The sequence below is a fragment of the Dyella sp. genome (assembly GCF_036568765.1).
GTDB lineage: Bacteria > Pseudomonadota > Gammaproteobacteria > Xanthomonadales > Rhodanobacteraceae > GSA-30.
Genome location: NZ_DATCRY010000056.1, coordinates 1 through 26,643, shown reverse-complemented (window position 1 = coordinate 26,643; position 26,643 = coordinate 1). Strand labels below are relative to the sequence as shown.

The following is a 26,643-nucleotide window of genomic DNA, read 5'->3' as shown; positions in this document are numbered from 1 at the left end:
GATCGCCACGACATGACCCCCGAAGAGCGTCATCGCGAACGCATGCAGCGCAAAAAAGAACTGGTGGACCGCAAGATCGCCCGCGCCGTCATCGAGCGTGGCGTGCTGGTGGTCAACACCGGCAATGGCAAGGGAAAGAGTTCGTCCGGCTTCGGCATGCTCGCTCGCTCGCTGGGGCATGGTTTCCGCTGCGGCGTAGTGCAGTTCATCAAGGGCAGTTTTTCCACCGGTGAGGAGGCGTTCTTCCGGCGCTTCGACGATGAGCTCGACTACCACGTGATGGGCGAAGGTTTTACCTGGGAGACGCAAGACAAGGCGCGCGATATTGCCGCCGCGCAGGCCGCATGGCAGGTGGCCGCGCGGATGCTCGCCGATCCGTCCTACGACTTCGTCCTGCTTGACGAACTGAATATCGCTTTGGTCAAGCAGTACGTTACGCTGGAACAACTGCTGCCCGCGTTGGCCGAGCGTCCCTCCGCCCAACACGTAGTCATCACCGGGCGCGGCGCGCCGCAGGCTCTGCTCGATGTGGCCGATACCGTGACCGAGATGCGCATGGTCAAGCACGCGTTCGAAGCGGGCATCAAGGCGCAAAAAGGTATTGAGCTGTGAACGATCGGCTGTGCCCGGCCTTGCTGGTCTCGGCGCCCGCATCGGGGCAGGGCAAGACCAGCGTGACCGCTGCGCTTGCGCGCTGGCACCGTCGCCAGGGACGCGTGGTGAGAGTGTTCAAGACCGGTCCGGATTTTCTCGATCCCACCGTACTGGAACGCGCCAGCGGTGCGCTGGTCTACCCGTTGGATATGTGGATGGGCGGCGAGGAGGACGTGCGCGCGCGTCTGTATGCCGCCGCTGGCGAGGCGGACCTGATCCTGATCGAAGGTGTGATGGGTCTGTTCGACGGCAGCGCTTCCAGCGCCGATCTGGCGATGCGGTTGGGCATACCTGTGCTGGCGGTGATCGACGGTTCGGCCATGGCGCAGACCTTCGGCGCCGTGGCGACCGGCTTGGCGCGCTACCGTGAAGGGCTCCAAGTCTATGGTGTCACCGCCAATCGCGTGGGCAGCGATTATCACGCCCAATTGCTGGCTGGCAGTCTGCCGTCGGACCTGACCTGGCTCGGCGCGTTGCCGCGCGATCCGGCGATGGCGTTGCCCGAGCGGCATCTGGGCCTGGTTGCTGCGAGCGAGCAGGACGATCTGGAACATCGCCTCGATGCGCTGGCCGACGCCTGGGCAGCGCATGCGCAAGACCGGCTACCGTCGCCCGCGCGATTCGTCGAAGTCGTACTGCCGCCGGTCGAACGGCTGCTGGAAGGGCGTCGTATTGCGGTGGCTCGCGATGCCGCCTTCTGCTTTATCTATGCGGCTAATCTCGATGTGCTAAGGCAGAGTGGAGCTCAGATCGCATTCTTTTCGCCATTAGCGGGCGATGCGCTGCCGCCTTGCGATGCCGTATGGCTGCCTGGTGGTTATCCGGAGTTGCACTTGGCCGCTCTTGCACGCAATGCGCGTCTGCGCGATGCGTTGCATCGGCATGTGGACACCGGTAAGCCCCTGCTCGCCGAGTGCGGCGGCATGCTCTATTCGCTCGATGCCTTGACCGATCGCGATGGCGTGGCGTATCCCATGGCCGGTTTGCTGCAGGGCCAGGCAGCGATGCAAGCGCGCCTCAGCGGCTTGGGCATGCAATCGGTCCAATTGCCCGAGGGCGATCTGCGAGGTCATGCCTTCCACTATGCCAAAGCCCAGATCACACCGTCGCCGTTGGCATTGACGATCAATCCGGATGGAGGCCCTACGCGCGAGGGAGTCTACCGGCGCCAGCGCATGACCGCGAGCTTTATGCATCTGTATTTTCCGTCGAATGCGACGGCGGCCATGAGTTTGTTCTTGCCGTGACCGCCCTGGGTCTGCTCGCGGCAATGCTGCTCGATCTGGCTTGGGGCGAGCCGCGCCACGCGCACCCTCTGGTCTTGTTCGGTCGATTCGCGGCATTCCTGGAGCGAGTCGGTTACGGCGATTCGCATTACAAAGGCGTCATGGCATGGTGTGCCGCGGTGCTGCCGTGGACTGCGCTTGCCTGCGCGGTTTCGTACATATCGGTGCGGATATCGCCTTGGGCTTCGTTCGCATTCAATGCGCTCGCATTGTATCTGGCAGTCGGCTATCGCAGCTTGGGCGAGCATGCGCGCCCGGTGGCGCGGGCCCTGCGAGAACACGATCTGCCTGCGGCGAGGCGCGCGGTGTCGCGCATGGTCAGTCGCGACACCGCGGCGCTGGACGGCGAGCGCATCGCCGCCGCGGCAACCGAATCGGTATTGGAGAACGGTGCCGATGCCGTGTTCGGCGCCCTGTTCTGGTTTGCCGTGTTCGGGGCACCCGGCGCCGTGCTGTATCGCCTCGCCAACACACTCGATGCGATGTGGGGTTATCGCACGCTGCATTACGAGCGTTTTGGGTGGGCCGCGGCACGTATCGACGACGTGCTGAACTTTATTCCCGCGCGGCTTACCGCAGCGACCTATGCGCTATGCGGCGATGCGGCCTGCGCATGGCGCTGCTGGCGTGGGCAGGCGCGGAACTGGGATAGCCCCAACGCCGGTCCCGTGATGGCGGCCGGCGCGGGTGCGCTACGCGTGCGCCTGGGCGGTCCGGCGCCTTACCACGGAACAATGGAGGAGCGTCCGTTACTCGGTGAGGGCGAGGCACCATCGGCTGCGACGATCGATACTGCGTTGGCGCTGGTTCGGCGCGCCGTTGTGTTGTGGTTGAGCGTTGCGTTGCTCTGGGCCTTGGCGAGCGCAGGAGGGCGACATGTTTGAGCACACCGGGCTAGAGCACGGCGGGCGTCTGGCGCGGGCAGCCAGGACGTATGGGATTGCATTGGAAGACTGGCTCGACCTATCCACCGGGGTCAGCCCTTACGCATGGCCGGTGCCGGCGATACCGGCGCAAGCATGGCAACGCCTGCCCGACGACGAAGACGGTTTGATCGAGATAGCGCGCGATTACTACGGTAACGGCTTTCTGCTGCCGGTGGCCGGTTCGCAAGCGGCAATCCAGGCTTTGCCGACGCTGCGCGCACCCTGCGAGGTTGGCGTGCTGGCACCCGGTTATGCCGAGCATGCGCACGCCTGGCGTAAACACAGCCACCGCGTGACGCTTGCCGCTGCGAATCTATTGTTCGCCGAGGTCGAGCGCTTCGATGTGGTCGTGCTCATGCATCCCAATAACCCGACTGGGGAGCGCTTCGCGCCCGACGACCTGCTGGCCCTTCAGGCGGCGCTGGCCGCGCGTGGCGGTTGGCTGGTGGTCGATGAGGCGTTTATTGACGCAACGCCGGATCAAAGCCTGTGCACGCATGTTGGAAACGAGGGGCTGATCGTATTGCGCTCGGTAGGCAAATTTTTCGGCATGGCCGGCGCGCGCGCAGGCTTTGCCTTTGCGCCGCCGCCATTGCTGCGCGCCCTGCATGAGCAACTCGGTCCGTGGACGCTGAGCGGCCCCACGCGCTATGCGCTTAAACAGGCTTTATCCGACGACCTGTGGCAAGCCGGCGCCGGCGATCGATTGCATCGAGAAAGCCAGCGTCTGGCACGGGTATTGACCCGACGGGGTCTGCCGCCAACGTCTGGCACGGCATTCTTCCAATGGTGTTGCGACGCGCGCGCGGAGGTGCTTCATCGGCAATTGGCACAGCGTGGCATTCTTACGCGATTGTTCGATACGCCCGCCAGTTTGCGTTTCGGACTGCCAGGCGACGATGAGGCGTTCGAGCGCCTGGAACGTGCGTTGGGCGAGACCGTTTGAGATGACCGCACGTGTCGTCATGGTGCAGGGTTGCACGTCGGATGCCGGCAAGAGCACGATTGTCGCTGCATTGTGCCGTTGGTTGCACCGGCGCGGTATCGCGGTGGCGCCGTTCAAACCGCAGAACATGGCGCTCAATTCCGCCGTAACGATCGACGGCGGCGAGATCGGTCGCGCGCAGGCCGTGCAAGCCCAGGCGGCGGGTATCCCTGCGCATACCGATTTCAATCCGGTTCTGCTCAAGCCCAATTCGGATACCGGTGCGCAGGTCATCGTCAACGGTCATGCGGTGGCGAACATGAATGCGCGCGATTATCACCAATACAAGGCTGTCGCGATGCAGGCGGTATTGGCAGCGCACGCGCGGCTGAGCGATGTCTATGCAGCGGTCGTAGTCGAGGGTGCGGGCAGCCCGGCCGAGATCAATCTGCGCGATCGCGATATTGCCAATATGGGTTATGCCGAAGCCGTCGATTGCCCGGTCGTGCTGCTGGCCGATATCGATCGCGGTGGCGTATTTGCACATCTGGTAGGCACGCTGGCGCTGCTTTCGCCGAGCGAGCGCGAGCGTGTGGTCGGGTTCGTTATCAATCGCTTTCGCGGCGACGTCTCGCTGTTGCAGCCCGGACTCGATTGGCTCGAACGCGAGACAGGCAAGCCGGTGCTAGGTGTATTGCCCTACCTGCATGGGCTGCAGCTGGAAGCCGAAGATGCGCTGCCACGGAACGCAGTGAGTAACGCGAAGACCGATCTGCGCGTGGCCGTACCGGCGCTGCCGCGCATCAGCAACCACACCGATTTCGATGCGTTGCGCGCGCATCCGCGGATCGATCTAAGGTTCGTCGGACCGCGTGAAGATTTTCCTGCGTGCGATTTGATTGTGCTGCCCGGCTCCAAATCCACCCGCGCCGACCTTCATTGGCTGCGCAAACAGGGGTGGGAAGAGGCAATCGCACGCCATTTGCGGTATGGCGGCAAGCTGATCGGTATTTGCGGGGGGCTGCAGATGCTCGGTCGCGCGGTGCACGATCCGCATGGCATCGAAGGCCCGCCGGGCTCCAGCCCAGGGCTGGGCTGGCTGGACCTGGAAACCGTCCTTGCACCCTCCAAGCAATTGCGCCGCGCCAGCGGTCGATTGGTACTGGACGATGCGCCCGTGCACGGTTACGAAATCCATTGCGGCGTAAGCACGGGCGCCGGATTGACGGCGCCGTCGAGTCATTTGGACGACGGTCGCGACGATGGCGCGATATCGGCCGATCGCCAGGTGCTGGGCACCTATCTGCATGGCGTGTTCGATCACCCGCCCGCGCAGGCCGCCTTGTTGCGTTGGGCTGGCATGCACGATGCTGCGCCGGTAGATGTCCTGGCCGCGCGCGAACGCAGCATCGACCGGCTTGCCGATGCCATCGACGATCACTTGGACACCGCCGTCTTGGCGGGTCTGTTTGGCTTGGAGACTGCCGCATGTACTCACCGACGCTGATCCTGGGCGGAGCCCGTTCGGGCAAGAGCGCCTTGGCCGAACGCCTGGCCGAGGCCTCCGGCAAGACGACGTTCTACCTCGCCACAGGCGTGGCGGGGGACGGAGAAATGGCTGAACGCATTGCGCACCACCGGGCGCGCCGGTCTGCCGAATGGACCACCATTGAAGAACCGCTGCGGCTGGCCGATACCCTGGTCGAATACGCACGAGAGGATCGCTGCCTGCTGGTCGATTGCCTCACCCTCTGGCTTACCCAGGTACTGTGCGATGCCGATCCGGCCTGTTTCGCGCGCGAGCGCACGGCATTGCTCGATTGCCTGCCGCACCTGCCTGGCGAGGTACTTCTGGTGAGTAACGAAGTTGGGCTGGGCGTGGTGCCGATGGGCGAACTGAGTCGCCGCTTTGTCGACGAGGCAGGTCGCCTGCATCAAGCCATAGCCAGGCTTTGCCCCCGCGTATTATTTGTCTCCGCAGGTTTGCCGTTTGCTTTAAAGGGCCTTGTGCCGGAAGGAATTGCCTGAATGAATGCGTCGTGGTTGGAGCGGCCGGTTGCGCCTCTAAATGAAGCTGCTATCGAAGCGGCTGCCGCGCGCCAGGAGCAATTGACCAAGCCGCCCGGTTCGTTGGGTGAAATGGAGCACGTCGCGATTCGATTGGCAGGCATGCAAGGCCAGCTCAAGCCGTGCGTCGATCGCATCTGGATCAGCATTTTCGCGGGCGATCACGGCGTCGCAGCGGCAGGTGTTTCTGCCTTTCCGCAGGCGGTGACTGGGCAGATGATCCTCAATTTTGCCGCGGGCGGGGCAGCCATCAGCGTGCTGGCGCGCGAGTTGGGTGCCACGCTGGAAGTGGTCAATCTTGGCACTGTGAACGATCCGGGGGAGTGCGCGGGTGTGCGGCGCGCGTTTATCGCAGCGCAAACTGCCGATTTCTGTGCTGCTCCGGCCATGACCGAAACGCAGCTGGCAGAGGCACTGGCTGCTGGCGAGCACAGCGTCCAACTGGCCCGGGACGCGGGTGCGCAGTTGTTCATCGGCGGCGAGATGGGCATTGGCAATACCGCTGTCGCCACGGCGCTGGCATGCGCCTTCCTCGATGAGCCGCCCGCACGGCTGGTCGGTGCGGGCACTGGCCTGGATGCAGCGGGTATCGCACGCAAGAGCGAAGTGATCGAACGCGCCTTGCGCCGCCACGCGGGGCTGACCGATCCGTTGGCGATTCTGCGTTGCCTGGGCGGGTTCGAGTTGGCGGCACTGGCAGGCGCCTATATCGCCGCGGCGCAGGCGGGTTTGCCCGTATTGGTGGATGGTTTCATTGCGAGCGCCGCCGCATTGGCAGCCGTGCGTATCCAACCGGGTGCGCGCGATTGGCTGTTGTTCGCGCACCGCTCGCACGAACGCGGCCATGCGCGCGTGCTGGAAGCCCTGCATGCTCGTCCGCTGCTCGACCTGGACCTGCGCCTGGGTGAGGGCAGCGGTGCGGCTGCCGCGGTGCCTTTGCTGCGTCTGGCCTGCGCGCTGCATGGCGGCATGGCGACCTTTGCCGAGGCTGGAGTGGCCGACGCATGAACGCTTCGATCGAGCTGCTGCGTCATGGCGATACCGGTCAGCGCAGTTATCGCGGGCAGCTCGACGATAGCCTGAGCGCGGTCGGTTGGAACCAACTGCGCGAAGCGGTGATGGGGCGCGAATGGGACGCTGTGGTCTCCTCGACTCTGCGCCGCTGTGCCGATTTCGCTGCCGAATTGTGCGCCGCGCGCCAGTTGCCATTGCGCCTGGACGCAAGGTTGGCCGAATACCACTTCGGCCATTGGCAGGGTGTGCCGATCGAGGAACTGGCCGAGCGGCACAGTGCCGCGCTTGCCCGCTTCTGGAGCGATCCGGTGCGCTATCCGCCGCCGGGCGCCGAGCCATTCGATGCATTCCGGCAGCGACTGAGCGAGGCGCTGGACACCGTCGTCTGCGGTCATCCCGGTCGGCGCGTACTGGTAGTGACGCACGGCGGCGCGATCAGATTGCTGCGTTGCGTGGCCGAATCGCGCGATTTCGGCCAGATGGCCAATATCGAAGTGCCGCATGCTTCATTGCATCCGCTGGTCTGGCCGTCGCCATGATGCGCGACTTCCTGGCCGCCCTGGGTTTTCTCACCCGCCTGCCAGTGCCGCTGCATGTGTTCGACGATGGGCGCGCTGGTGCGCGTTCGCTGCCCTGGTATCCAGCCGTCGGTGCCTCGATCGGGGCGATGCTTTGGCTATTGGTCTGGCTGCTGGGCCGCTGGCCGCCGTTGTTGTCGGCAGCCTTGTTGTTGCTGGCCTGGGTGACGGTGACCGGCGCCCTGCATCTGGATGGCTTGGCCGACAGTGCCGATGCCTGGATCGGCGGGATCGGCGATCGCGAGCGCACCCTGGCGATCATGAAGGACCCGCGATGCGGGCCGGCCGGGGTCGTGGCGCTGGTACTGGTATTGCTGCTCAAGTTCGCCGCGTTGGCCAGTTTGCCCCGCGCTGGCAGCGCGGCCTTGGTGCTGGCACCGATGCTGGCGCGCGCGGGGCTTACCCTGGCCTTCATGACCACGCCGTATGTGCGCCCGCAGGGGATGGGCTCGCGCCTGCGCGAAGCGCCGCCAGCAGCGTGCCGGATTGCCTTGGCAGTCGTCGTCGGGGCCGCCTTGTCGTGCGGCTGGCATGGCCTCTTGGCGCTTGCCGTCGCTGGCGCGGTCTTCGCCCTATGGCGTCACGCCTGCCTGAAGCGTCTGGGCGGTTTCACCGGCGACACCTGTGGCGCATTGACCGAACTGGTCGAGGCGGCGGTGTTGGTGGCGCTGGTCGCGGCGGCGGCGGCTTCGGGCTAGGATTTCAATTTTCCCCATCTCGTACGTCTTGTTTTCCGAAAAGCCCCTTCTTTGGGTCGGATAAACCTGCCGAAGGACGATGCGAGCGACCTATCGACATGCAGCTTTAAAACTTCATGGACAAGCCAAACCAGGGCGACGACGCGGCTGCGCACCGCGAACGGATCCGGGCGCTGTACCTGGAGCATCACCGTGCGCTGGTGGCGTTCCTGCACGGCAGGCTGAGTTCGGCTGCCGATGCGCAGGAGGTCGCGCAGGAGGTGTACGTAAAGTTGTTGGCGCTGGAAGACGTGTCGCATATCGAATCGCCCAAGGCATTTCTGTTTCGCATGGCCGCCAATCTGTCGTCCGATTACCAGCGCAAGCGTGGCGTGCGGGCTGCCGTGCCCGCGGATCCGCATACCGACGACTGGCATGGCACGCCTATTCCGGAGCAGCACGCTTCGGCTCTTCAACAATGGACGCTGGTCCAAGAGGCATTGCGTGAGCTTCCCGAAAAAACCCGCAGGGCATTCGTCATGCACGTAATCGAGGGACGCGATTTCAGCGTGGTCGCCCAAACGATGAAACTTAGCGAACGCATGGTGCGCTACCACGTCGGGGCGGCCATGGCGCATTGCCGCGATCGCATCGCGGTGGAGGTGCCGACATGGTGACCCCCCTACCGACCGTCGGCGATCCCATCGGCCGCGCCGCTGCGGACTGGTGGGCGCGCTTGCGCGATCCGGAGCCATCCGATGAAACGATCTTGCAGTGGTTGACTTGGATAGAGGCCGATACGCGGCACGCAGAGGCCTATGAAGCGGTCTGCCGGCTGGGCGAGCGATTGCAGAACGTCGATGCGGTGACGCGGGCGCGCATGTCGCGCGAGGTTGCTGTGGCTGTGCCGCGGCGCCGGTGGTTGGCAGGCTTGGCCGTGGCGGCGAGCCTGGTGCTGGCTGTGCTGGGTTGGCGCCTGGCGACGACGCCTCAATATGTGGCGTCGGAGCGTTATGCCAGCGCCATCGGCCAGGATCGAGACATTCGCCTGGTCGACGGTTCGACCGTGGAACTGGGTGGAGCGTCGAGCCTCACGGTGCGCTACGCCGCCGCCAGGCGAGACATCGAGCTGGACGCGGGCGAGGCGTTCTTTACCGTCACGCACGATCGGCGGCGTCCCTTCGTGGTAGCCGCCGGCCCGGTCGAGATCGAGGATGTGGGGACAGCCTTCAATGTCCGCCGGACGGGCGACCGCGTGGTAGTGGCTGTCACCGAGGGGCGTGTCAAGGTGCAGTCCCCCGGGGACAAGGCGGCCAATAAAGGGGACGCCGGAACAGAGCTGCGCGCGGGACAGCAGGCGGTATATGAACCGCACAGCGGCGTGTTCAGCATCTCGCCGGTGACGGCGGCCCAGGCCCTGGCCTGGCGGGACAATCGCCTGGAGTTCGTGGACGAGCCATTGTCTGTGGTGATTGCCAACGTCAATCGCTATAGCCGCCGGCCGATCCAGATCGCCGACCCCAGGCTGGGCCAGCTCACTTTTACCGGGACGGTAAAGATCAATACCATTGACAGTTGGATCGGCGCCTTACCCAGGGTGTTCCCGGTCCAGGTCAGCGCGTTCGCCGATCATGTCGTGCTCAACGGCACGGCAAAGTAGGTGGCGAGCGAATAAACAAAAACAGCCGGAAACGGAAGAGGGAGCGGTTTGCCGCTTGGGGATCGATCGACGATGGCGTTAGCAAGGCGCGGGCGACGGTGACAAGCCGGCGCAACGGCAGCGGTTGGCGGCGACTCGCGTTGCAAGGCGCGGGTGGCGTCCTGCTGTTCGCGCTGCTTGGCGCGGCGCAAGCCGAGCCGGTCAGCCAGGCCATGCAGGCCATGGTGACGTTTTCGATTCCGCCACAGTCGTTGTCGAGCGCGCTGATGACGCTGGGCAAGCAGGCGAACGTGCAGATCCTTACCTCCAGCGACAGTATCGCGGGACTGCGGTGCGACGGGGCCTACGGCAGGCTTAGCGTCGAGGCGGCGCTGGCCAAACTGCTGGCCGGGACCGATCTGCAGTACGAGACCTTCGATGCGCAGACCGTGGTGGTGCGGCAGCGCACATTTATCCCTTCGGTTTCATTCGAAAGCGCGCTGATCGGTGCGCAGCCGAGCACGCCTATCGTGACGGCCCTGGCGGCGATGCAGGTCGCCGGCGTGGCGCTAGGGGACGCGGGATACAAGGTCGATGCCACGCGTAGCGCCACACGCAGCAACACGGCGCTGGCCGATATTCCGCAGTCGATCACGGTAATCACCCGCGATCTCATCGATTCGCAGCAAGCGGTCAACGTTTCGGATGTAGTGCGCAACGTTGCCGGCGTCAATTATGTCGATGGCTATGGCGGTGCGCCGCTGTTTCGCATTCGTGGTTTCAATGTCGGCAACGGCATGACCGATGGTTTGCCCAACGGCGTAGCGCGCATCGAGGACCTGCCCCCGCTGATCGGCATCGAGCGGGTCGAGGTACTGAAGGGGCCGGAGACCATCCTCGGCGAGTCGTCGGTGGACAACAACTTCGGTGGCTCCGTGAACATCGTCATGAAGCAGCCACAGGCCGAGCCCGTGCGCGAGCTGACCTTCTCGCTTGGCCAATACGATGGCGCGCGGGCCGGTTTCGACTTTGCCGGTCCGCTGAGTGCGCATGGCGGTGAGTGGACATACCGCATGATCGCCGCGGGCAACTATGCCGACAGCACTGCGCAGGGCTATCGCGGCCAGCGTAGCGGATATGTCGCGCCATCGATCGCATGGCAGGGACGTGCCACGCGGGTAACCTTCGGTCTGGAATACGTCAACAACCGCGTACCGGTGCCCGATCACTCGGTACTGCTCGGCGATACGCTAAGCACGGCATTACCCTTCGGCATCTTGCCGGGCAATGCCAGCGATCACGCAGTTTTCCGTACCGCGCGCGCGGTCTACAGCATTGAGCACAAGCTCAACGACGACTGGAAACTCGAAAGCCGCGGCCAGTACGTCGATCAGCGCAACAGCGGGGAAAACTGGTCGTTCTCCGGCGGCAATCTGAGTGGCTATCTGGATGCGCTCGCGCAATCGTTCCGTTATTCGGACGCGTTCTACACCATGCAGAACGACATTGCAGGTCATTTCAGCCTGGGTGGACTCGACCATCGCGTAATGCTGGGGATAGATTACGCGCGTACCCGTGCCGGCGCCGGTGACGATCCGGGCGAATTCAAGGTGAGCAGGCCGATTTCATTCGATGCCTTCGGCGCGATGACACTGCCGTCGGCACGACAGCAAAGCATCACATCGACAGCGTCTGCGGAGCCCCTGGGCGGTGCTTGGTCGACCAATACCGGGGTGTTCCTGCAGGACCAGATCGCCATCGGGGACCAGTGGGACGTGCTTGCCGCGGTGCGTCGAACGGCGTACGAACTGTCTACGCGCAATAACGGCGTGGCTGCGGAAACCTTGCACAAGGCTAAGTGGGTACCTAAGCTTGGCGTGGTCTACAAGCCGCTCGACGGCGTTGCGTTGTATGCCTCTAGCGCCACCGGTTTCCAGGCCGATTCGATGATCGGCCAAGACGGCCAACCGTTGCCGCCGTCGATCTCTCGTCAGCTCGAGGCCGGTGCCAAGATCGACCTGTTCGAAGGGCGGGCGCGTCTGACGACGGCCTGGTACAGGATCAAGCTCGATCACAGCGTCGATCTGGTCGCGCCGGATCCGCCGTTCTTTGCCATTCCCGGCCCTGGCCAGACCAATCGAGGCGTGGAGACCGAGTTGAGCGGGGAAATCGTGCGTGGGTTGGATGTCAGTGCCAGTTTCACCGATGCACGCATCCATAACGACGACGGCAGCACGGCCACGGGATCGCCGGAGCGCCAAGGCAGCGTGTGGATGAGTTATCGATTCCAGCGCGAAGCGCTGCAGGGCTGGGGCGTGGCCGGCGGCATCTTCGCACGCAGCCGCAGCGTCGGGCGAAGTAGCGAGGATCTTACCTATTTCGATATTCCGGGACAGGCCAGTGTCGAGGCCAATGTCTCCTATACGGCGGCTCGTTGGCGCGCCACCCTTGGCGTAAAGAATCTTTTTGCACGTACGCTCTATGCGGTCAATTTCGATCAGTCGTTCGTGCCGATCCGCGAGGGGCGCGTATTTCTTCTGAGCGGCGTTTACGATCTCTAGCGTATTCACGCGCTGGCGGCCATGACCCCAAGCGCAAGCGACGGGCGCGTATCCGTTGCTTTGGCGTTATGCAAAGGGGCACTGGTTCGTGGGCGATAGCCCTGGAATGCCTGCAGGAACAAATCACAGGCTTCGCGGCGAAAATCTTCGCGGCGCGCATCCATGGCACGGCGACGTTGCGAGCTGGCCTGCGGGTGCGACAAGTCGTACAGCGGCATATCGTAGCAGCCCGCTTCCGTCAGCACGCCGCCGTGAGCCTGCAGGAAGGTGTCGCTATCGCCATTGCGCCTGAGTTGTGCGTGGCCGCTCACTGCACGGATGGATTCGATGCCATAAGAAACCGCCAGCGCGCGCAGCAACGACAGGAGCAGGTCCTTTGGCTTCAGCCCACAACTGCCGCGAACGAATTCGCGCGTCGCTTCCTCGGCCATGTATGGCCACGCGCCGCGCAAGCTGCCGATCAGCAACCCCTCGCTGCCAGCGAACGTAATCACGCAGGATGCCAGGACTTCCTTGTATGCGTTGAGTAGATAAATACCGAGCTCGCCCGCGCCATCGTCGGCAGGTTTGCGCAAGTGCAGATACGCCGGTAGCCCGTTCTCCAGGCGCAGGGTAGCTACGCGCAGGTCGTGGCCCCTGACGATCCGTTCGCGCATGCGGCGGGGGAAGTGCTGCGTGAGAAAGGTGTAGTGCGCATCGACGATACGCAAGCGGGCGTCGGCATCGAACTGTCGACTGATATAGGCCCGATGCCAGCGGTCGTGCAGCCGTGGATCGGCCATGGCTGCCTCGCGCAGGATATCGCAGGTCTCCACGTGCGCCAGCCATCGCCTCTGTTGCGGAAAGTGGCGCAGCCAGCGATAGGTGCGCAGAGCCGAACGCAGCGGGTTTTCGCCGCGCCGAGCTGCCTGGACAGTGCGCAGGGCCTTGAGCCAGGATACAGCCGTTGTTTTTGCCTCGCCGATCATCGAAACCGCCTTGGTACCGGGACTTCGGAGAGCTATGACGTGCGAGGCGGGAATTTTTGAAATCAGCCTGCTCGATCGGACCAGGCGGGGCTTGGTGCCTCCCCCTGCCTGGAGGGGGAGGCCGGACGCGTCATGCCATCAATGCTTCCCTACCATCGATACGCCACCTTGCCGTACACATACGCCCCATTGAACCCGAACGGCGAGAACACCGAATACGGCAGCGAGCCGCCATTGTCGTTGGCCTGGATGACCCGGTCGGGGTAGGTGTTGAACACGTTGTCGGCACCCAGGGTGAAGGTCCAGCGATCCAGGTTGTAACTGGCCGCCAGGTCCAGCAGCCATTTGGCGCCGAAGGTCTGGTCGAGCGACGCGGTGGTGGAGTTGTACGAGACAAAGCTGCCGTAACGAGTCAACGTACCATTGAGGCTCCAATGCCCCAGGACGTACATCTCGTTGATGATCAGCTTACTGCGTGGCGTGGTATCGGCGAGCAGTCCGTACTGATCGCGACGGTCGATGCGCTTGAGATTCAAGCCCAGTGCATCGAGCGCCGCCGGATTCGGCTTGACGTCGGTAACCTTGTTCTTGTTGTAGTTGTAGCTCAGCGTCGAGGTCAGGCTGCCGGCATCGCCGAAATCCGATTGCCAGCTCGTCACCAGGTCGATGCCGCGTGTACGCGTATCCACCGCGTTGGTGAAATACGACACGCCGCTGTAGTTGGTATCGGTGACACCGTTGGCAGCCAGATAGGCTTGTACCGCCGGCGAGGTCGTGGCCAGCGTGCTAGACAGCGTGATGCGGTTGTCGATCTTGATCTGGTACAGGTCGATGCTGATGTTCAGCGGATCGAGCGGATTCCACACCATGCCCAGAGTGTAGTTGTGCGATTTCTCCGGCTTGAGCTTCTGTGCGCCGAGCAATTGTCCGATCTGGCTGGTCGCCGGAACCAGGCTGGTGTTGTAGATGCCGGCGGGCAGGCCAAGCGAGTTGCCTTCGCCGAAAAAAAGCGACGAGGTCGACGAATAGAACTGCTGAGCCAACGAAGGTGCGCGGAAGCCGGTGGAGGCGCTGGCACGCAAGGCAAAGCGGTCGGTGAAATCGAAGCGGCCTGCCAGCGAGCCGGAGGTGGTGCTGCCGAAGTCGGTGTAATCCTCGTGCCTCACAGCCAGCGACGTGCCCAGCCGATCGGTCAGGTTGGTTTCCAGGCTCAGGTACTCGGCTACGTCGTGGCGGCTGTGCGAACCGGCATTGGCTGGCTGAAAGCCCGCGTAGCCCTGCGCGCCGCCCGATACACCGGAGGTGCCTACGTACCAGGATGGCTCGTCGCCGGCATCGATGCGGTAGGTCTGGCGCAGGTATTCCGCGCCGAAGGCCAGCGTGACGGCGTTGGGTAGCCAACCGACGGAGAGATCTTTGGCGATATCCACGTCGAAGGCTTGCTGGCCCGCGTCCAGGATGCCGTCGTGGAACTGCGTGGGGCTGTAGCCGAAATCGTTGAGCCAGGCGCGATTGACGCTTTGTAGCGTCTCATAGGAAACGCGGTTGCCACCGGCGTTCGCGCTGATATCCCAGCGCCAGCCACCGCCAGTCTTGCCACGCAACCCTACAACCAGCGATTGATCGGTGGAGTCGGAGTTTTCCAGTGGCAGATAGCCATTGGGATAGATCGACGGTACTGAGTTGGCATTGGCCAGGCTGCGGAAGAAAGCGGGGGAGGTACTGTCGCGATTGCCGTAATGGCCAAAGGCATAGAACTGTACACCGGGTGTGATGTCGTATTGCGCATTGAGCAGCACATTCTTGTCTTTCACCGCCGGATCGCCGTAGCGTTGGGTGACGCCTTCGAAGGCGCGCGCACGGGTGACGCCCGCGCGGTTGGTGTAATCCTGATTGCCGTCTTGCACGGTCAGGCGCAGCCAGCCTTTGTCGTTATTGAGCGGAATGCCGAAATTGGCGGCGCCTTGCCATTGCCGGCCATCGCCAGCGGAGTATTGGCCACCGGTGACTTCCACCGAACCGCCTTGGGCGCCTTTTTTCAGCACGATGTTGATCACCCCAGCGATCGCATCGGAGCCGTACTGCGCCGATGCGCCGTCACGCAGGACTTCGATGTGGTCGATCGCAGCCATCGGGATGGTGTTGAGATCGACTGCTTGGGAGCCACGACCGAGCACGCCATTGGTCAGGATGATTGCGCCGGGGTGCCAGCGCTTGCCGTCGACCAGCACCAGTACCTGATCCGGCGACAGGCCACGCAATTGCGCCGGACGCTGCGAATCGGCAGTGTCGGCGGCCGCGGGGCGAGGGAATGTCAGCGAAGGAATGATCCGCGCCAACGCGGTCGTCAGTTCGCTGGTGCCGCTCTGGCGTAGCACATCGGCCGAGACAACGTCGATCGGTGTCAGCGAGCTGCTTTCGGTGCGGTTATCCGAGCGCGTGCCTGTGACGATCACCGGGCCGAGGTTCTTGGCCTTTTCGGTGCTTGGCGTATTGCTGCCGGCGTCCTGTGCGACGGAGGGGCCGGTCAGGGTCAGCAGTGCAATGCCGATCCATGCCGGCAGCGATTTTTTTTGTGTAGACATTCGAGTGAAAACTCCCCAGAAGTTTGGTGCGTTGCAGCAGGTCATGCAGGCTAGGCCGCCGCTCCACGCACGTCAATCAAAGACGTCTAGACGTCTATATGATGTGTTTTTCTATCGATATGCTCCGTTGCGGATGCCTCCCTCCCGAGTGGCCTCCCGAAGCAAAACAGCCGGGGGACATTGAAATTCGCCCCGGAGCCCAGATAATGGCCGGCTGACCGCCCTCTCCGGGAAGGCGGCCAATGCATCGAGCCGGAGTCACCATGCCTATCTATGAATTCGAATGTTGCGCGTGCGGTCACCGTTTCGACCGCCTGCAGAAAATGTCCGACCCGGACCCCGAGACCTGTCCGACCTGCGGAGCCCCGCGTGTACAGCGCCGCTTGAGTGCGCCGCAGTTTCGCCTGGCAGGCGGCGGCTGGTACGAGACCGACTTCAAGAAGGACGGGGATAAAAAGCGCAATCTTGCTGGCGATGCTGCCCCCGCGCCGGCGGCATCGGCACCTGCGCCCGCTCCCGCTCCCGCGGCGTCCGCGTCAGGAAACACTGACAAATAAGTCGGTACTCATCTCGGCCGAGTCGCAATATATTGCGATTTGCGCGCCAGCCACCATCCTTGGGGGAGTCAAGGACTAAGGAGCTGCCGTGAAGGGATATGCAAGGACGATGCGGGCCTGGGTCGGTGGGCTGGCGGTCGGTGCTGTCTGCGCTGGCCCTCGACCGGCTCAAGCCCAGGACGGCGGGCGCGAAAGTCCGGTTTACTGCGCCAGCAACGGTAATCAGGAAGCCCGCTGCAGCATGCCCTGGCGCGACTCGGTCTTGCTGCAGCAGCTATCACGCGCGCCATGCGACGAGGGTATCGGCTGGGGCACTGAGCCCTATGCCGTATGGATCAAGAAGGGCTGTCGCGGAACGTTAATTTCCGTTGAGCGATATCGGAGCGATCGCGCCGATGGGATACCCGTGCCCGCAGATCGCGAGCGTCGCGACGATTTTCGTGAGACACGCGATTCGGCGAGCCGCCGCGGGCACAGCCACGACAATCGGTCGATGATCCGGTGCGAGAGTCGTGGCCGCGCGCGCCGGTATTGCGGTTCGAATATCGATCGGTACGACGTCACGATGGCCACGCAGATTTCCAGCGAGCGATGCGTCCGTAGTTACAACTGGGACGTCGCTGGCGGAAGCATTTGGGTCGATAGCGGATGCGGGGCCGATTTTGAGGTTCGCTGAAGTATGCCAAGGGTGCAGCTCACGGGTATGTCGCTTTCGGAGCGTCTGCCTGTTTCGCTGCTCGACGATGCCTTCGATCATCGACTTGTGGATAGCACGGATATTACGCATTACAGCAAGGAAGTTGGATGAACACACTAGCCGGAATCACATTTACAGCCGCCTCTGTATTGGCGGGCTTTGCGGGTATGGGGCTTTCGTACGACGCCGAAGCACAACGTTACCGCGACGATGACCGTGACGGTTATCGCGACGACGTTTATTGCGCCAGCAACGATGGGCGCGATGCGCGTTGCCGCACGCCCTGGCGCGACTCGGAGATGGCCCAGCAGATGTCGAGGGCATCCTGCATTCGTGGCCGTACATGGGGCAACGATCGTTACGGTGTCTGGGTCACGGACGGATGCCGTGCAACTTTCCGCGAAGCCAGGCGCGGTGGCGGTCGGCCGGACTATGCGCCCGCCCGCCCGAGCCCTGTCGAAGGGCCGGATTATGTCTATGCCCGGCCGGACATCGCATACCGTCCTGGCTACAACGATGGCCCGGGGCGAGAGGTCTATTGCGCCAGCAACGACAGCCGGGGTTCGCGTTGCCAGATGCCGTGGCGCTATTCGGAGCTGTCTCGTCAGATGTCAAAGTCGCCGTGTATCTATAACCAGACCTGGGGCAGCGATCCGCACAGTGTCTGGGTAAAGCAGGGTTGCCGCGGTCAATTCGTGGAGGCACGCGGCCGGTAGTCTTTCGAATCGACGCCGGGTCAACCGACAACCGGCGCCTCCCAAAAGCTGAATCGCAACATTCTGCGGTCGCGCGAGCGGTATTTTCGCCGCGCCCGGTTGGGGCTAACGTGGCCCCACCCACACCAGCAAGGAAGTTTTTGCGTGAATGCCTTGACCAAAATCGCACTCACAGCCGCCTGTGTCCTGACTGCCGTGGCTGGCATGACGCTGACGCGCGACGCCGAGGCGCAGCGCTACGGCGGCGATCGTAATGACGAGGTTTATTGCGCCAGCAACGATAACCGCGGCTCCCGTTGCCAGATGCCCTGGCGCGACTCGGAACTGGCACAGCAGATGTCCAGTGCGGCCTGTATTCGCGGTCGCACCTGGGGCAGCGATCCCAACAGTGTCTGGGTCAAGGATGGCTGCCGCGGCAATTTCCGCGATGCGCGTGGCGGTGGCCGGCCGGGCTACGGTGGCGGTCCGGGCCAGGAGGTCTACTGTGCCAGCAACGACAATCGTGGCTCGCGCTGCAAAATGCCGTGGCGTTATTCCGAACTGTCCCGCCAGATGTCCAATGCCGCCTGTATCGAGGGGCGCACCTGGGGCAGCGATCCATACAGCGTATGGGTCAAGGATGGTTGCCGTGCCCAATTCGTGCAGGCGCGTGGCCGCCCGCGCTGGTAACCGCCTCGCTTCGAACGAAAACCATCAGCCCCGGCCCGGTCCGGGGCTGATGGTTTTCGGCGGCCGCATCGCCTGGTAGGCGCGCGAGTGTTACCATTCGAAGTCTTTCCTCCCGTTTCCCTGCAAGGGCCTTTCGCCCGGAGTTTCAAGCGCATGCGCACGCATTTCTGCGGACTCATCGACGAGTCGCTGGTCGGTCGTACCGTCATCCTCTGCGGCTGGGTCAATACGCTCCGCCTGCAAAGCCATGTGGCGTTTATCGATCTGCGCGACCATGAGGGTATTGCCCAGGTGGTCGTCGAGCGTGAGAACGGAGATGCGTTCACCGTGGCTGGCGAGATCGGTTACGAGTATTGCCTGCGTGTGACCGGTACCGTCCGCAAGCGCCTGTCAGCCAACGACAAGCTCAAGACCGGCACGGTCGAGCTGCTGGCCGATAAGGTCGAAGTGCTCAATGCCGCGCGCGACCTGCCGTTCGCGTTACACGAAAACCCGAACGAGGACATGCGGATGACCTACCGCTACCTCGATCTGCGCCGCCCGGAAATGCAAAAGATGATGCGCACGCGCATCAAGCTTGTGCAGTCGCTGCGCCGTTACCTGGATGCCCGTGGCTTTCAGGATATCGAAACGCCGATCCTCACCAAGGCGACGCCGGAAGGCGCACGCGACTACCTCGTGCCCAGTCGTGTACATGCCGGTCAGTTCTATGCGCTGCCGCAGTCGCCGCAGCTGTTCAAGCAGATCCTGATGATGGCGGGCTTCGACCGCTACTACCAGATTGCGCGCTGCTTCCGCGACGAAGACCTGCGCGCCGACCGTCAGCCGGAATTTACCCAGCTCGATCTCGAGTTCGCCTTCGTCGAAGAGAAGGACGTACAGGATTTTGTCGAGGAAATGATCCGCCAGGTCTTCAAGGACGTGGTGAACGTCGACCTGGAAGCTGCGTTCCCGCGCATGACCTGGGAAGAAGCCATGCGGCGCTTCGGTTCGGACAAGCCCGACCTGCGCATCGCACTGGAGCTGGTCGATGTAGCCGACGCGCTCAAGCTAGTCGAATTCAAGGTTTTTGCCGAGCCGGCTAACGATCCGGCAGGTCGCGTGGCCGCGCTGCGCCTGCCTGGCGGTGCCACGTTGACACGCAAAGAGATCGATCAGCTGACCGAATATGTGGCCAAGTACGGTGCCAAAGGCCTGGCGTGGCTGCGCGTGGACGATCTGGCCAAAGGTCGCGAAGGTATCAATTCGCCGGTGGCCAAGTTTCTTGACGATGCCGCGCTGGATGCCGTGCTCAAGGCAACCGGTGCGCAAAGTGGCGACATGGTCTTCGTCGGCGCGGGCAAGTGGAAGACGGTCACCGATTTCATGGGTGCGCTGCGTCTGAAGGTCGGCAAGGACCGCGGTCTGGTCGATGGAAGCTGGCGGCCGCTGTGGGTCACCGACTTTCCGATGTTCGAGTACGACGATGAGGCGCAGCGCTTCGTTGCCTTGCATCACCCGTTCACCGCGCCCAAGGTCGACGATATCGCCGACCTGCGTGCAAACGCAGCGACAGCGGTCAGCCGCGGCTACGACATGGTGCTCAACGGCAACGAGATCGGTGGCGGCTCGATCCGTATCCACCGTCCGGAGATGCAGAGCGCAGTGTTCGAGCTGTTGGGCATCGGCGCCGAGGAGGCCGAGGCGAAGTTTGGCTTCCTCCTCAAGGCATTGAAGTTCGGTGCTCCACCGCACGGCGGTCTGGCCTTCGGCATCGATCGCATTGCTGCGCTCATGGCCGGTACCGAGTCGATCCGTGATGTCATTGCCTTCCCCAAGACCACCAGCGCACAGGATCTGATGACCGATGCGCCGTCGGCGGTGTCGGAGCCTCAATTGAAGGAATTGCACGTCCGCGTAGCCGCTGACGAGTGAAGCCGGCAGTTGCGCCGCCTGTGGTAGGTCCGGGGTGAGGAGAAGCGTTTCCCTCCCGCCTTGCGTTGCCGAAGGCGCGACCTCGCCAGCCGCGCAAGCGGATGGCCGCCCTTTACTCACGAACCGTCACGATAACTCTCGCCGCAACCGGCTATTCTGAGGGCTCAGCTATCAACTGCACGCCCATGTCCGATCACGTCGTCCTGCTGCATGGCCTTTGGATGCGCGGTTTCGCGCTGGTCATGTTGCACCGCCGTCTGATGGAAGCGGGATTTCGCGTGCATCGATTCGATTATATGAGCGTTGCCAGCGTGCAGGAGCGCGTGCTGGGGCAACTGCATGACCTGATGCGCGAGTTGACCCCGGCCGGGCAGGTGCATTTGGTAGGGCACAGCCTTGGCGGCTTGCTGGCATTGCGCGCCTGCACTCCTGACGACGAGTTGCCTACCGGGCGCATCGTTTGCATGGGCTCGCCCGTCCTGGGGAGCTCCGCCGCTCGCCGACTGGCCGGGATGGGCCGAGGCGGCGAGGTCTTGTTGGGACACAACCGCGCCCTGTTGGAAAACGGGCTGGAGCAATGGACCGGTCGACGTGAGGTCGGCATGATCGCCGGCCGCACCCCGATCGGGTTGGGCTCGATGCTGGCACATATTCCCGGAGAGCATGACGGCACCGTGGCGGTGGCGGAGACCCGGCTGCCGGGTCTGACGGACCATTGCCTGGTCGAGGCCAACCATACAGGCCTGCTTTTTTCGCCGGTGGCGGCGCGGCAGGTGACCTGCTTTCTGCGGCACGGGCGGTTTGAGGCGGGCCTGTAAGCCTCTCCTGCCCTGTCTAAGTCCGGAGGGAAGGAACTTGCACAGGGCCAAGTCTGAGCGCTTCGTATTTGCGTGGCCGGCCCCTCTTTCCAGGCTCCGGTGGGAGCGAGGAGGGGGGAGGGGCGCTCGCGAGGGCAGGTACCTATTTCTCAACCCCCATCGACCGGCTAAAATTCTCCTCTTGTCCTTTCAAAAGCTTGCCAGGAATCGCCATGGGTAGAGGCCCGTCCATCGAAGGTCGCAAGAACGCCGAAGACGCCAAGCGCGCCAAGGTGTTCACCAAATTGATCCGCGAGATCACCGTGGCTACCCGCGCGGGCGTGCCTGACCCGTCTTCCAACCCTCGTCTGCGCGCAGCGGTGGATAAGGCGCTGTCGGCCAATATGACCAAGGACACCATCGAGCGCGCGATCAAGCGCGGCTCCGGCGCCGACGGCGGCGCGGCGATGGAAGAATTGCGCTACGAGGGCTATGGCCCGGGCGGTATTGCCCTGATCATCGATTGCTTCACCGATAACCAGACGCGCACTGTCGCCGATGTACGCTCCGTACTGAACAAGAACGGAGGTAACCTGGGCACCACCAATTCGGTGGCGTTCCAGTTCACCCGCTGCGGCGAGCTGGTGTTCGCTACCGGTGGCGATCAGGCCAAGGAAGAGAAGGTGCTCGAGGCTGCGCTGGAAGCCGGTGCCGACGACGTCATCAACGAGAATGGCGAAAGCGCCGTGATCTGCGCGCCGGAGAATTTCGAGGCGGTGCAACAGGGCCTGATCGACGCCGGCCTGCACGCCGAGCACGCTGGCGTGACCATGCGTCCGAACAATCGCGTCGCCGTCTCGCCGGAAAACGTCGAAGCGCTGCAAACCTTGCTGGACAAGCTCGACGCGCTGGACGATGTCAGCGAAGTCTCGCACAACGCGGTGTTGCCGACGTGATGTCTTCCTGCGGGGCTCGGGACTCGGGACTCGGGACTCGGGGTCTTCGCGGCGTGCTGTACGCATCGCGATGTTTTGCCCACCAGAGCTATTGAGCGGCCGATCTGGTCGCCATCGCTATGTCAACGCCCCATCTTCCCGAGTCCCGAACCACTCGCATCATCGGCATCGACCCGGGCAGCCAGCGTACCGGCATCGGCATCATCGAGGTCGACGATGCCGGCCGGCTGTCGCATGTTTTTCACACGGCAGTGGCTGTTGCCGGCGAGCCGAGCTTTCCGTTGCGTCTCAAACGCATCTTCGACGAAGTCTGTGACATCATCGCCGCGCACCGGCCGACCGAGTGCGGCATCGAGCGTGTGTTCATGGCGCGAAATGCCGATTCGGCACTCAAGCTGGGGCAGGCGAGGGGGGCCGCGATTTGCGCGGTGGCGAGCCAGGGCATCGAAGTGCACGAATATGCGCCAACCGAAGTCAAGCAGGCCGTGGTCGGTAGCGGCCGCGGCGACAAAACCCAAGTGCAACACATGATGGGCGTGCTGCTTGGCCTCAAAGGACCTTTGCAGGCCGACGCGGCCGATGCATTGGCCGTTGCCATTGCCCATGCGCACACCCGCGCCAGCATCGCCCGCGTTGGCATTCCCCGTACCGCTTGGAGAAGGCGCCGATGATCGGCCGATTGCGTGGCATCCTCGTGTCCAAGCAGCCACCGTGGCTGCTGGTGGAAGTGGGTGGCGTGGGCTACGAGCTCGAAGCACCGATGTCGACCATCTACGACTTGCCGCAGACCGGCCAGGAAGTGACCTTGCTGACCCACTATGCGGTCAAGGAAGACAGCGTTGCGCTTTATGGATTCCTGCGCGAGGCCGAGCGTGCATTGTTCCGAAATCTGCAGAAGGTCAGCGGCATCGGCGCAAAGATTTCGCTGGCCGTGCTTTCGGGCGTCTCCACCAACGAATTCGCCCGACTGGTGCAGAGCGGCGATGTCGTCGCGTTGACCAAGATTCCCGGCATCGGCAAGAAGACTGCCGAGCGTATGGTGGTGGAGCTGCGCGACCGCGTGGACGGCCTGGCCACGGCCGTGCCGGGCATCGCCGCGACTGCGCCCGGCGTGCCCGCCGATCCGGCGGCCGAAGCCACCGTCGCCTTGCAGCAATTGGGCTACAAGCCTGTCGAAGTCACCCGCTTGGTGCAGAAGGTCGCCGCCGAAGGCGACAGCGCCGAAACGATCATTCGCAAGGCGCTACGCGCCGCTTTAGGGAGTTAGCGACGTGGGCCAACATACACCGCCGCTGGACGCTTCGATGGATACGAAGCGCAGGCTGGCTGCTCTGGCGGCAGGCGCGGTCGGTGTCGTCTTTGGCGACATCGGTACCAGCCCGCTGTACACCATGAAGGAAGTGCTCGGCACGCACGGGATGACAGTCACCCCTGAGAGCGTCATGGGCGTACTGTCGCTGGTGTTCTGGTCGTTGATGATCGTGGTCTCGATCAAATATGTGACCTTCGTGATGCGCGCGGACAACAAGGGCGAGGGCGGCATCATGGCGCTGATGGCCCTGGCCCAGCGGTCTGTGGGTTCATCGGCGCGCGCGCGCTGGTTATTGGCGGTGATCGGCATCTTCGGTGCCGCGTTGTTCTATGGCGACGGTGTGATCACGCCGGCGATTTCGGTGCTCGGTGCCGTCGAGGGCCTGGAGATCGCCGCGCCGGCCTTGAGCAACTACGTCGTGCCGATCTGCCTGGTGATCATGCTGCTGCTGTTTGCCTTGCAGCGGCATGGCTCTGCCAAGGTCGGTGCGATGTTCGCGCCGATCATGGCCGTGTGGTTCGTAGTGGTGGCCGTGCTCGGTGCGCGTCAGATCGTTCAGCACCCGTCTGTGCTCTGGGCGATCAATCCGGTGTATGCGGTACGTTTCATCGTCGCGCACGAACTGCAGGCGTTCATCGCGCTTGGCGGTGTCGTGCTGGCGTTGACCGGCGCCGAGGCGCTGTATGCCGATATGGGTCATTTCGGCAAGAAGCCGATCCGCCTGGCCTGGTTCTTCTTCGTGTTGCCCGCGCTGCTGATCAATTATTTCGGACAGGGCGCGCTGCTGATCATGAACCCGAAGGCCATCGACAGCCCCTTCTACCTGCTGGTGCCCGATGCGCTGCTTTATCCAATGATCGGCTTGGCCACCGCGGCGGCGGTGATCGCTTCGCAGGCGGTGATTTCCGGTGCGTTCTCGATGACGCGCGAGGCGATTTCGCTCGGCTATGCGCCCCGCATGCGCGTCGTGCACACCTCGCGCGAGATGTCCGGCCAGATTTTCGTGCCTTGGATCAATGGCTTGCTGCTGGTGTTGGTGCTTGCGGCCGTGGTCGGCTTCAAGAGTTCGGAAAACCTCGGCGCGGCTTACGGTATTGCCGTGACCGGCACGATGACCATGACCACGCTGCTGGCTCTGGTGGTTGCGCGCCGGCAGTGGAAGTGGAACTGGTTCGCGGTGGTCGTCGGCGGCATCTTCCTGCTGACGATCGACCTGGCATTCTTCGGTGCCAACGCGCTGAAGATCGCGCACGGTGGCTGGTTCCCGCTGGTGCTTGGCGTCGTGGTGTTCGTGATGATGACCACTTGGCGCCGCGGCCGCGAATTGGTGGTGCGCGAGATCAAGCAATCCGGTCTTGCACTGGAGCCGTTCATTGACAATATCCACGAGCATCCGCCGCTGCGCGTGCCTGGTACCGCGGTGTTTCTGACCGCCAATCTCGATGCCGTGCCGCACGCCTTGCTACATAACCTCAAGCACAACAAGGTGCTGCACGAGCGCAATGTGCTGCTGACGGTCGAAGTGCTGGAAACTCCGGTGGCCGATCCCGAGGAACGCATCGACATCCGCTCCCTCAATGGCGAGTTTTACTGTCTGAGCCTGCGATTCGGCTTTGCCGAGGACCCGAATATCCCGCTGGCGCTCAATCGCTGCTCGCGCGAAGGCCTGCCGTTCGAGATGATGGACACCACCTTCTTCCTGTCGCGCGAAAACATCGTTGCCGATGTGCGGCGTCCCGGCATGGCATTGTGGCGCGACAAGCTGTTCGCGTTCATGGCGCGCAATGCGATGCCCGCGACGGCATTCTTCCAGATTCCGGGCAATCGCTTGATCGAGCTTGGGGCGCAGGTGGAAATCTGATTGGCGGGACTCGGGACTCGGGGGTATACACTGTATGTGCTCTTGTTTCTGGTGTTTTTGGGTGTGCTCCTAGAGAGGATTACGCATGTTTGATGTTTTTGCCGAGTCCCGCTAATGCCCGACCACCGCATCATCACCGCCTCCACCCAGCTCGACGACGAAGCGCTCGAGGCCTCGATCCGACCCAAGCGCCTGGCCGAATACCTTGGCCAGCAGGCGGTGCGCGAGCAATTGTCGATCTATATCGAGGCCGCCAAGAAGCGCGGCGGTGCGCTGGATCATGTGCTGATCTTCGGGCCGCCCGGACTGGGCAAAACGACGTTGAGTCACGTGATCGCCAACGAACTGGGCGTCAACGTACGCTCCACCTCCGGCCCGGTCCTCGAGCGCGCAGGCGATCTGGCCGCGCTGCTGACCAACCTCGAAGCGCATGATGTACTGTTCGTCGACGAAATCCATCGCCTCTCGCCCGTGGTCGAGGAAGTGCTGTATCCGGCGATGGAAGATTTCCAGATCGACATCATGATCGGCGAAGGGCCGGCGGCCCGTTCGATCAAGCTGGATCTGCCGCCATTTACCCTGATCGGAGCGACGACACGTGCGGGTCTGTTGACCGCGCCGTTGCGCGACCGCTTTGGCATCGTGCAGCGCCTGGAGTTCTATTCGCCGGCCGAGCTGACCGCCATTGTGCGTCGCTCGGCGCGCATCCTCGGCATCGCCTGCGAAGTCGACGGGGCGGAAGAAATCGCCCGTCGCTCGCGCGGCACGCCGCGCATCGCCAATCGCCTGCTGCGTCGCGTGCGGGACTATGCCGAAGTGCGAGCCGGAGGCCAGATCACCCGCGCCGTGGCGCAGGCTGCCATGGACATGCTCAAGGTCGATGCCGAAGGCTTCGACGACCTGGATCGCCGCCTGCTGACCATCATCATCGAAAATTTCGACGGTGGGCCCGTCGGTGTGGAATCGCTGGCCGCGGCGCTCAGCGAAGATCGCGGCACCCTGGAAGACGTGGTAGAGCCGTACCTGATCCAACAAGGCTTTCTGGTGCGTACTGCGCGTGGCCGCATGGCCAGTCCGAAGGCCTGGCGTCACTTGGGATTGACGCCGCCGCCACGACAGTCGGTGCCGGACCTGTTTTCTGGCGCGCCCGATGCCTGAGGGGCGTTTTCGCGAGGGACGAGTAACGAGGGCGCAAGTTCGTGAGGCCCATGAAAACCGCGGCGCCGCGATTTGGACGCCTCGCTACTCGCCCCTCTTTCCAACTGCTAGCCACTTCCAAGCGAA

General features: G+C 63.4%; 25 protein-coding genes. 23 read left to right on the top strand and 2 right to left on the bottom strand.

Features of this window, described 5'->3' with window-relative positions; translation table 11 throughout:
• Positions 1 to 12: 12 nt before the first annotated feature.
• The 12 genes from cobO (at position 13) to VIM98_RS04645 (ending at position 12,327) form a co-directional block, all read left to right on the top strand.
• Entirely contained in the window at positions 13 to 612 is a 600-nt protein-coding gene (cobO, locus tag VIM98_RS04700) for a cob(I)yrinic acid a,c-diamide adenosyltransferase (protein WP_331991960.1), read from the top strand.
• The gene (locus tag VIM98_RS04695; RefSeq protein WP_331991937.1) at positions 609 to 1,901 is read left to right on the top strand and encodes a cobyrinate a,c-diamide synthase; all 1,293 of its coding nucleotides are present in this window, start codon (positions 609 to 611) and stop codon (positions 1,899 to 1,901) included. Before cobO ends, VIM98_RS04695 begins: the two co-directional genes overlap by 4 nt.
• 23 nt (positions 1,902 to 1,924) lie before the next feature.
• Complete coding sequence (cbiB, locus tag VIM98_RS04690) at positions 1,925 to 2,824, top strand: adenosylcobinamide-phosphate synthase CbiB (RefSeq protein WP_331991959.1); 900 nt, start codon at positions 1,925 to 1,927, stop codon at positions 2,822 to 2,824.
• Positions 2,817 to 3,812 carry a threonine-phosphate decarboxylase CobD gene (cobD, locus tag VIM98_RS04685; protein WP_331991936.1) on the top strand — a complete coding sequence of 332 codons (996 nt, stop codon included), beginning with the start codon at positions 2,817 to 2,819 and terminating at the stop codon, positions 3,810 to 3,812. The genes cbiB and cobD overlap by 8 nt, the downstream gene beginning before the upstream one ends.
• Position 3,813: 1 nt before the next feature.
• Positions 3,814 to 5,298 (top strand): cobyric acid synthase, encoded by a 1,485-nt coding sequence (locus VIM98_RS04680; RefSeq protein WP_331991935.1) that lies wholly within the window; start codon positions 3,814 to 3,816, stop codon positions 5,296 to 5,298.
• Positions 5,280 to 5,819 carry a bifunctional adenosylcobinamide kinase/adenosylcobinamide-phosphate guanylyltransferase gene (cobU, locus tag VIM98_RS04675; RefSeq protein WP_331991934.1) on the top strand — a complete coding sequence of 180 codons (540 nt, stop codon included), beginning with the start codon at positions 5,280 to 5,282 and terminating at the stop codon, positions 5,817 to 5,819. Before VIM98_RS04680 ends, cobU begins: the two co-directional genes overlap by 19 nt.
• Positions 5,820 to 6,866 carry a nicotinate-nucleotide--dimethylbenzimidazole phosphoribosyltransferase gene (gene cobT, locus VIM98_RS04670; RefSeq protein ID WP_331991933.1) on the top strand — a complete coding sequence of 349 codons (1,047 nt, stop codon included), beginning with the start codon at positions 5,820 to 5,822 and terminating at the stop codon, positions 6,864 to 6,866.
• Positions 6,863 to 7,411 carry a histidine phosphatase family protein gene (locus VIM98_RS04665; protein ID WP_331991932.1) on the top strand — a complete coding sequence of 183 codons (549 nt, stop codon included), beginning with the start codon at positions 6,863 to 6,865 and terminating at the stop codon, positions 7,409 to 7,411. The genes cobT and VIM98_RS04665 overlap by 4 nt, the downstream gene beginning before the upstream one ends.
• A complete protein-coding gene (locus VIM98_RS04660) occupies positions 7,408 to 8,148 on the top strand; it encodes an adenosylcobinamide-GDP ribazoletransferase (protein ID WP_331991931.1) in 741 nt (246 codons plus the stop codon). The genes VIM98_RS04665 and VIM98_RS04660 overlap by 4 nt, the downstream gene beginning before the upstream one ends.
• Before the next feature lie 116 nt (positions 8,149 to 8,264).
• Positions 8,265 to 8,804, top strand: coding sequence for an RNA polymerase sigma factor (locus tag VIM98_RS04655; RefSeq protein ID WP_331991930.1), 540 nt, complete (start codon positions 8,265 to 8,267; stop codon positions 8,802 to 8,804).
• Complete coding sequence (locus VIM98_RS04650) at positions 8,798 to 9,787, top strand: FecR family protein (RefSeq protein WP_331991929.1); 990 nt, start codon at positions 8,798 to 8,800, stop codon at positions 9,785 to 9,787. Before VIM98_RS04655 ends, VIM98_RS04650 begins: the two co-directional genes overlap by 7 nt.
• A 98-nt stretch (positions 9,788 to 9,885) precedes the next feature.
• On the top strand, positions 9,886 to 12,327 hold the full coding sequence (locus VIM98_RS04645) for a TonB-dependent receptor (protein ID WP_331991928.1): 2,442 nt from the start codon (positions 9,886 to 9,888) through the stop codon (positions 12,325 to 12,327).
• A 5-nt stretch (positions 12,328 to 12,332) separates the two neighbouring features.
• On the opposite strand, the gene VIM98_RS04640 is transcribed toward VIM98_RS04645, so the two are convergent.
• Both VIM98_RS04640 and VIM98_RS04635 read right to left on the bottom strand, forming a co-directional pair.
• Entirely contained in the window at positions 12,333 to 13,295 is a 963-nt protein-coding gene (locus VIM98_RS04640) for a DUF535 family protein (protein ID WP_331991927.1), read from the bottom strand.
• A 149-nt stretch (positions 13,296 to 13,444) separates the two neighbouring features.
• Positions 13,445 to 15,880, bottom strand: a complete 2,436-nt coding sequence (locus VIM98_RS04635; RefSeq protein ID WP_331991926.1) for a TonB-dependent receptor — start codon at positions 15,878 to 15,880, stop codon at positions 13,445 to 13,447.
• A 263-nt stretch (positions 15,881 to 16,143) separates the two neighbouring features.
• Here VIM98_RS04635 and VIM98_RS04630 point away from each other — a divergent pair, with 263 nt between their 5' ends.
• The 11 genes from VIM98_RS04630 (at position 16,144) to ruvB (ending at position 26,517) form a co-directional block, all read left to right on the top strand.
• Positions 16,144 to 16,437 (top strand): zinc ribbon domain-containing protein, encoded by a 294-nt coding sequence (locus tag VIM98_RS04630; protein WP_331991925.1) that lies wholly within the window; start codon positions 16,144 to 16,146, stop codon positions 16,435 to 16,437.
• A gap of 88 nt (positions 16,438 to 16,525) precedes the next feature.
• Positions 16,526 to 17,113 carry a DUF3011 domain-containing protein gene (locus tag VIM98_RS04625; RefSeq protein ID WP_331991924.1) on the top strand — a complete coding sequence of 196 codons (588 nt, stop codon included), beginning with the start codon at positions 16,526 to 16,528 and terminating at the stop codon, positions 17,111 to 17,113.
• A gap of 128 nt (positions 17,114 to 17,241) precedes the next feature.
• Complete coding sequence (locus VIM98_RS04620) at positions 17,242 to 17,850, top strand: DUF3011 domain-containing protein (RefSeq protein WP_331991923.1); 609 nt, start codon at positions 17,242 to 17,244, stop codon at positions 17,848 to 17,850.
• A 144-nt stretch (positions 17,851 to 17,994) separates the two neighbouring features.
• Positions 17,995 to 18,519, top strand: a complete 525-nt coding sequence (locus VIM98_RS04615; protein WP_331991922.1) for a DUF3011 domain-containing protein — start codon at positions 17,995 to 17,997, stop codon at positions 18,517 to 18,519.
• A gap of 153 nt (positions 18,520 to 18,672) precedes the next feature.
• Entirely contained in the window at positions 18,673 to 20,433 is a 1,761-nt protein-coding gene (aspS, locus tag VIM98_RS04610) for an aspartate--tRNA ligase (protein WP_331991921.1), read from the top strand.
• A 185-nt stretch (positions 20,434 to 20,618) separates the two neighbouring features.
• A complete protein-coding gene (locus tag VIM98_RS04605) occupies positions 20,619 to 21,251 on the top strand; it encodes an alpha/beta hydrolase (RefSeq protein ID WP_331991920.1) in 633 nt (210 codons plus the stop codon).
• 212 nt (positions 21,252 to 21,463) lie between these two features.
• The gene (locus VIM98_RS04600) at positions 21,464 to 22,186 is read left to right on the top strand and encodes a YebC/PmpR family DNA-binding transcriptional regulator (protein WP_331991919.1); all 723 of its coding nucleotides are present in this window, start codon (positions 21,464 to 21,466) and stop codon (positions 22,184 to 22,186) included.
• A 119-nt stretch (positions 22,187 to 22,305) separates the two neighbouring features.
• A complete protein-coding gene (ruvC, locus tag VIM98_RS04595) occupies positions 22,306 to 22,857 on the top strand; it encodes a crossover junction endodeoxyribonuclease RuvC (protein ID WP_331991918.1) in 552 nt (183 codons plus the stop codon).
• The gene (gene ruvA / locus VIM98_RS04590) at positions 22,854 to 23,453 is read left to right on the top strand and encodes a Holliday junction branch migration protein RuvA (RefSeq protein ID WP_331991917.1); all 600 of its coding nucleotides are present in this window, start codon (positions 22,854 to 22,856) and stop codon (positions 23,451 to 23,453) included. Before ruvC ends, ruvA begins: the two co-directional genes overlap by 4 nt.
• A 37-nt stretch (positions 23,454 to 23,490) precedes the next feature.
• Entirely contained in the window at positions 23,491 to 25,359 is a 1,869-nt protein-coding gene (locus VIM98_RS04585; protein WP_331991958.1) for a potassium transporter Kup, read from the top strand.
• Positions 25,360 to 25,473: 114 nt separating this feature from the next.
• A complete protein-coding gene (gene ruvB / locus VIM98_RS04580) occupies positions 25,474 to 26,517 on the top strand; it encodes a Holliday junction branch migration DNA helicase RuvB (RefSeq protein WP_331991916.1) in 1,044 nt (347 codons plus the stop codon).
• The last annotated feature ends 126 nt before the right edge of the window (positions 26,518 to 26,643 follow it).

Coding starts and splice junctions, on each gene's coding strand:
- cobO (WP_331991960.1), top strand. CDS start 13: ATGACCCCCGAAGAGCGTCATCGCGAACGCATGCAGCGCAAAAAAGAA.
- cbiB (WP_331991959.1), top strand. CDS start 1,925: ATGCTGCTCGATCTGGCTTGGGGCGAGCCGCGCCACGCGCACCCTCTG.
- cobD (WP_331991936.1), top strand. CDS start 2,817: ATGTTTGAGCACACCGGGCTAGAGCACGGCGGGCGTCTGGCGCGGGCA.
- VIM98_RS04680 (WP_331991935.1), top strand. CDS start 3,814: ATGACCGCACGTGTCGTCATGGTGCAGGGTTGCACGTCGGATGCCGGC.
- cobU (WP_331991934.1), top strand. CDS start 5,280: ATGTACTCACCGACGCTGATCCTGGGCGGAGCCCGTTCGGGCAAGAGC.
- cobT (WP_331991933.1), top strand. CDS start 5,820: ATGAATGCGTCGTGGTTGGAGCGGCCGGTTGCGCCTCTAAATGAAGCT.
- VIM98_RS04665 (WP_331991932.1), top strand. CDS start 6,863: ATGAACGCTTCGATCGAGCTGCTGCGTCATGGCGATACCGGTCAGCGC.
- VIM98_RS04660 (WP_331991931.1), top strand. CDS start 7,408: ATGATGCGCGACTTCCTGGCCGCCCTGGGTTTTCTCACCCGCCTGCCA.
- VIM98_RS04655 (WP_331991930.1), top strand. CDS start 8,265: ATGGACAAGCCAAACCAGGGCGACGACGCGGCTGCGCACCGCGAACGG.
- VIM98_RS04650 (WP_331991929.1), top strand. CDS start 8,798: ATGGTGACCCCCCTACCGACCGTCGGCGATCCCATCGGCCGCGCCGCT.
- VIM98_RS04640 (WP_331991927.1), bottom strand. CDS start 13,295: ATGATCGGCGAGGCAAAAACAACGGCTGTATCCTGGCTCAAGGCCCTG.
- VIM98_RS04635 (WP_331991926.1), bottom strand. CDS start 15,880: ATGTCTACACAAAAAAAATCGCTGCCGGCATGGATCGGCATTGCACTG.
- VIM98_RS04630 (WP_331991925.1), top strand. CDS start 16,144: ATGCCTATCTATGAATTCGAATGTTGCGCGTGCGGTCACCGTTTCGAC.
- VIM98_RS04620 (WP_331991923.1), top strand. CDS start 17,242: ATGAACACACTAGCCGGAATCACATTTACAGCCGCCTCTGTATTGGCG.
- aspS (WP_331991921.1), top strand. CDS start 18,673: ATGCGCACGCATTTCTGCGGACTCATCGACGAGTCGCTGGTCGGTCGT.
- VIM98_RS04605 (WP_331991920.1), top strand. CDS start 20,619: ATGTCCGATCACGTCGTCCTGCTGCATGGCCTTTGGATGCGCGGTTTC.
- VIM98_RS04600 (WP_331991919.1), top strand. CDS start 21,464: ATGGGTAGAGGCCCGTCCATCGAAGGTCGCAAGAACGCCGAAGACGCC.
- ruvC (WP_331991918.1), top strand. CDS start 22,306: ATGTCAACGCCCCATCTTCCCGAGTCCCGAACCACTCGCATCATCGGC.
- ruvA (WP_331991917.1), top strand. CDS start 22,854: ATGATCGGCCGATTGCGTGGCATCCTCGTGTCCAAGCAGCCACCGTGG.
- VIM98_RS04585 (WP_331991958.1), top strand. CDS start 23,491: ATGGATACGAAGCGCAGGCTGGCTGCTCTGGCGGCAGGCGCGGTCGGT.
- ruvB (WP_331991916.1), top strand. CDS start 25,474: ATGCCCGACCACCGCATCATCACCGCCTCCACCCAGCTCGACGACGAA.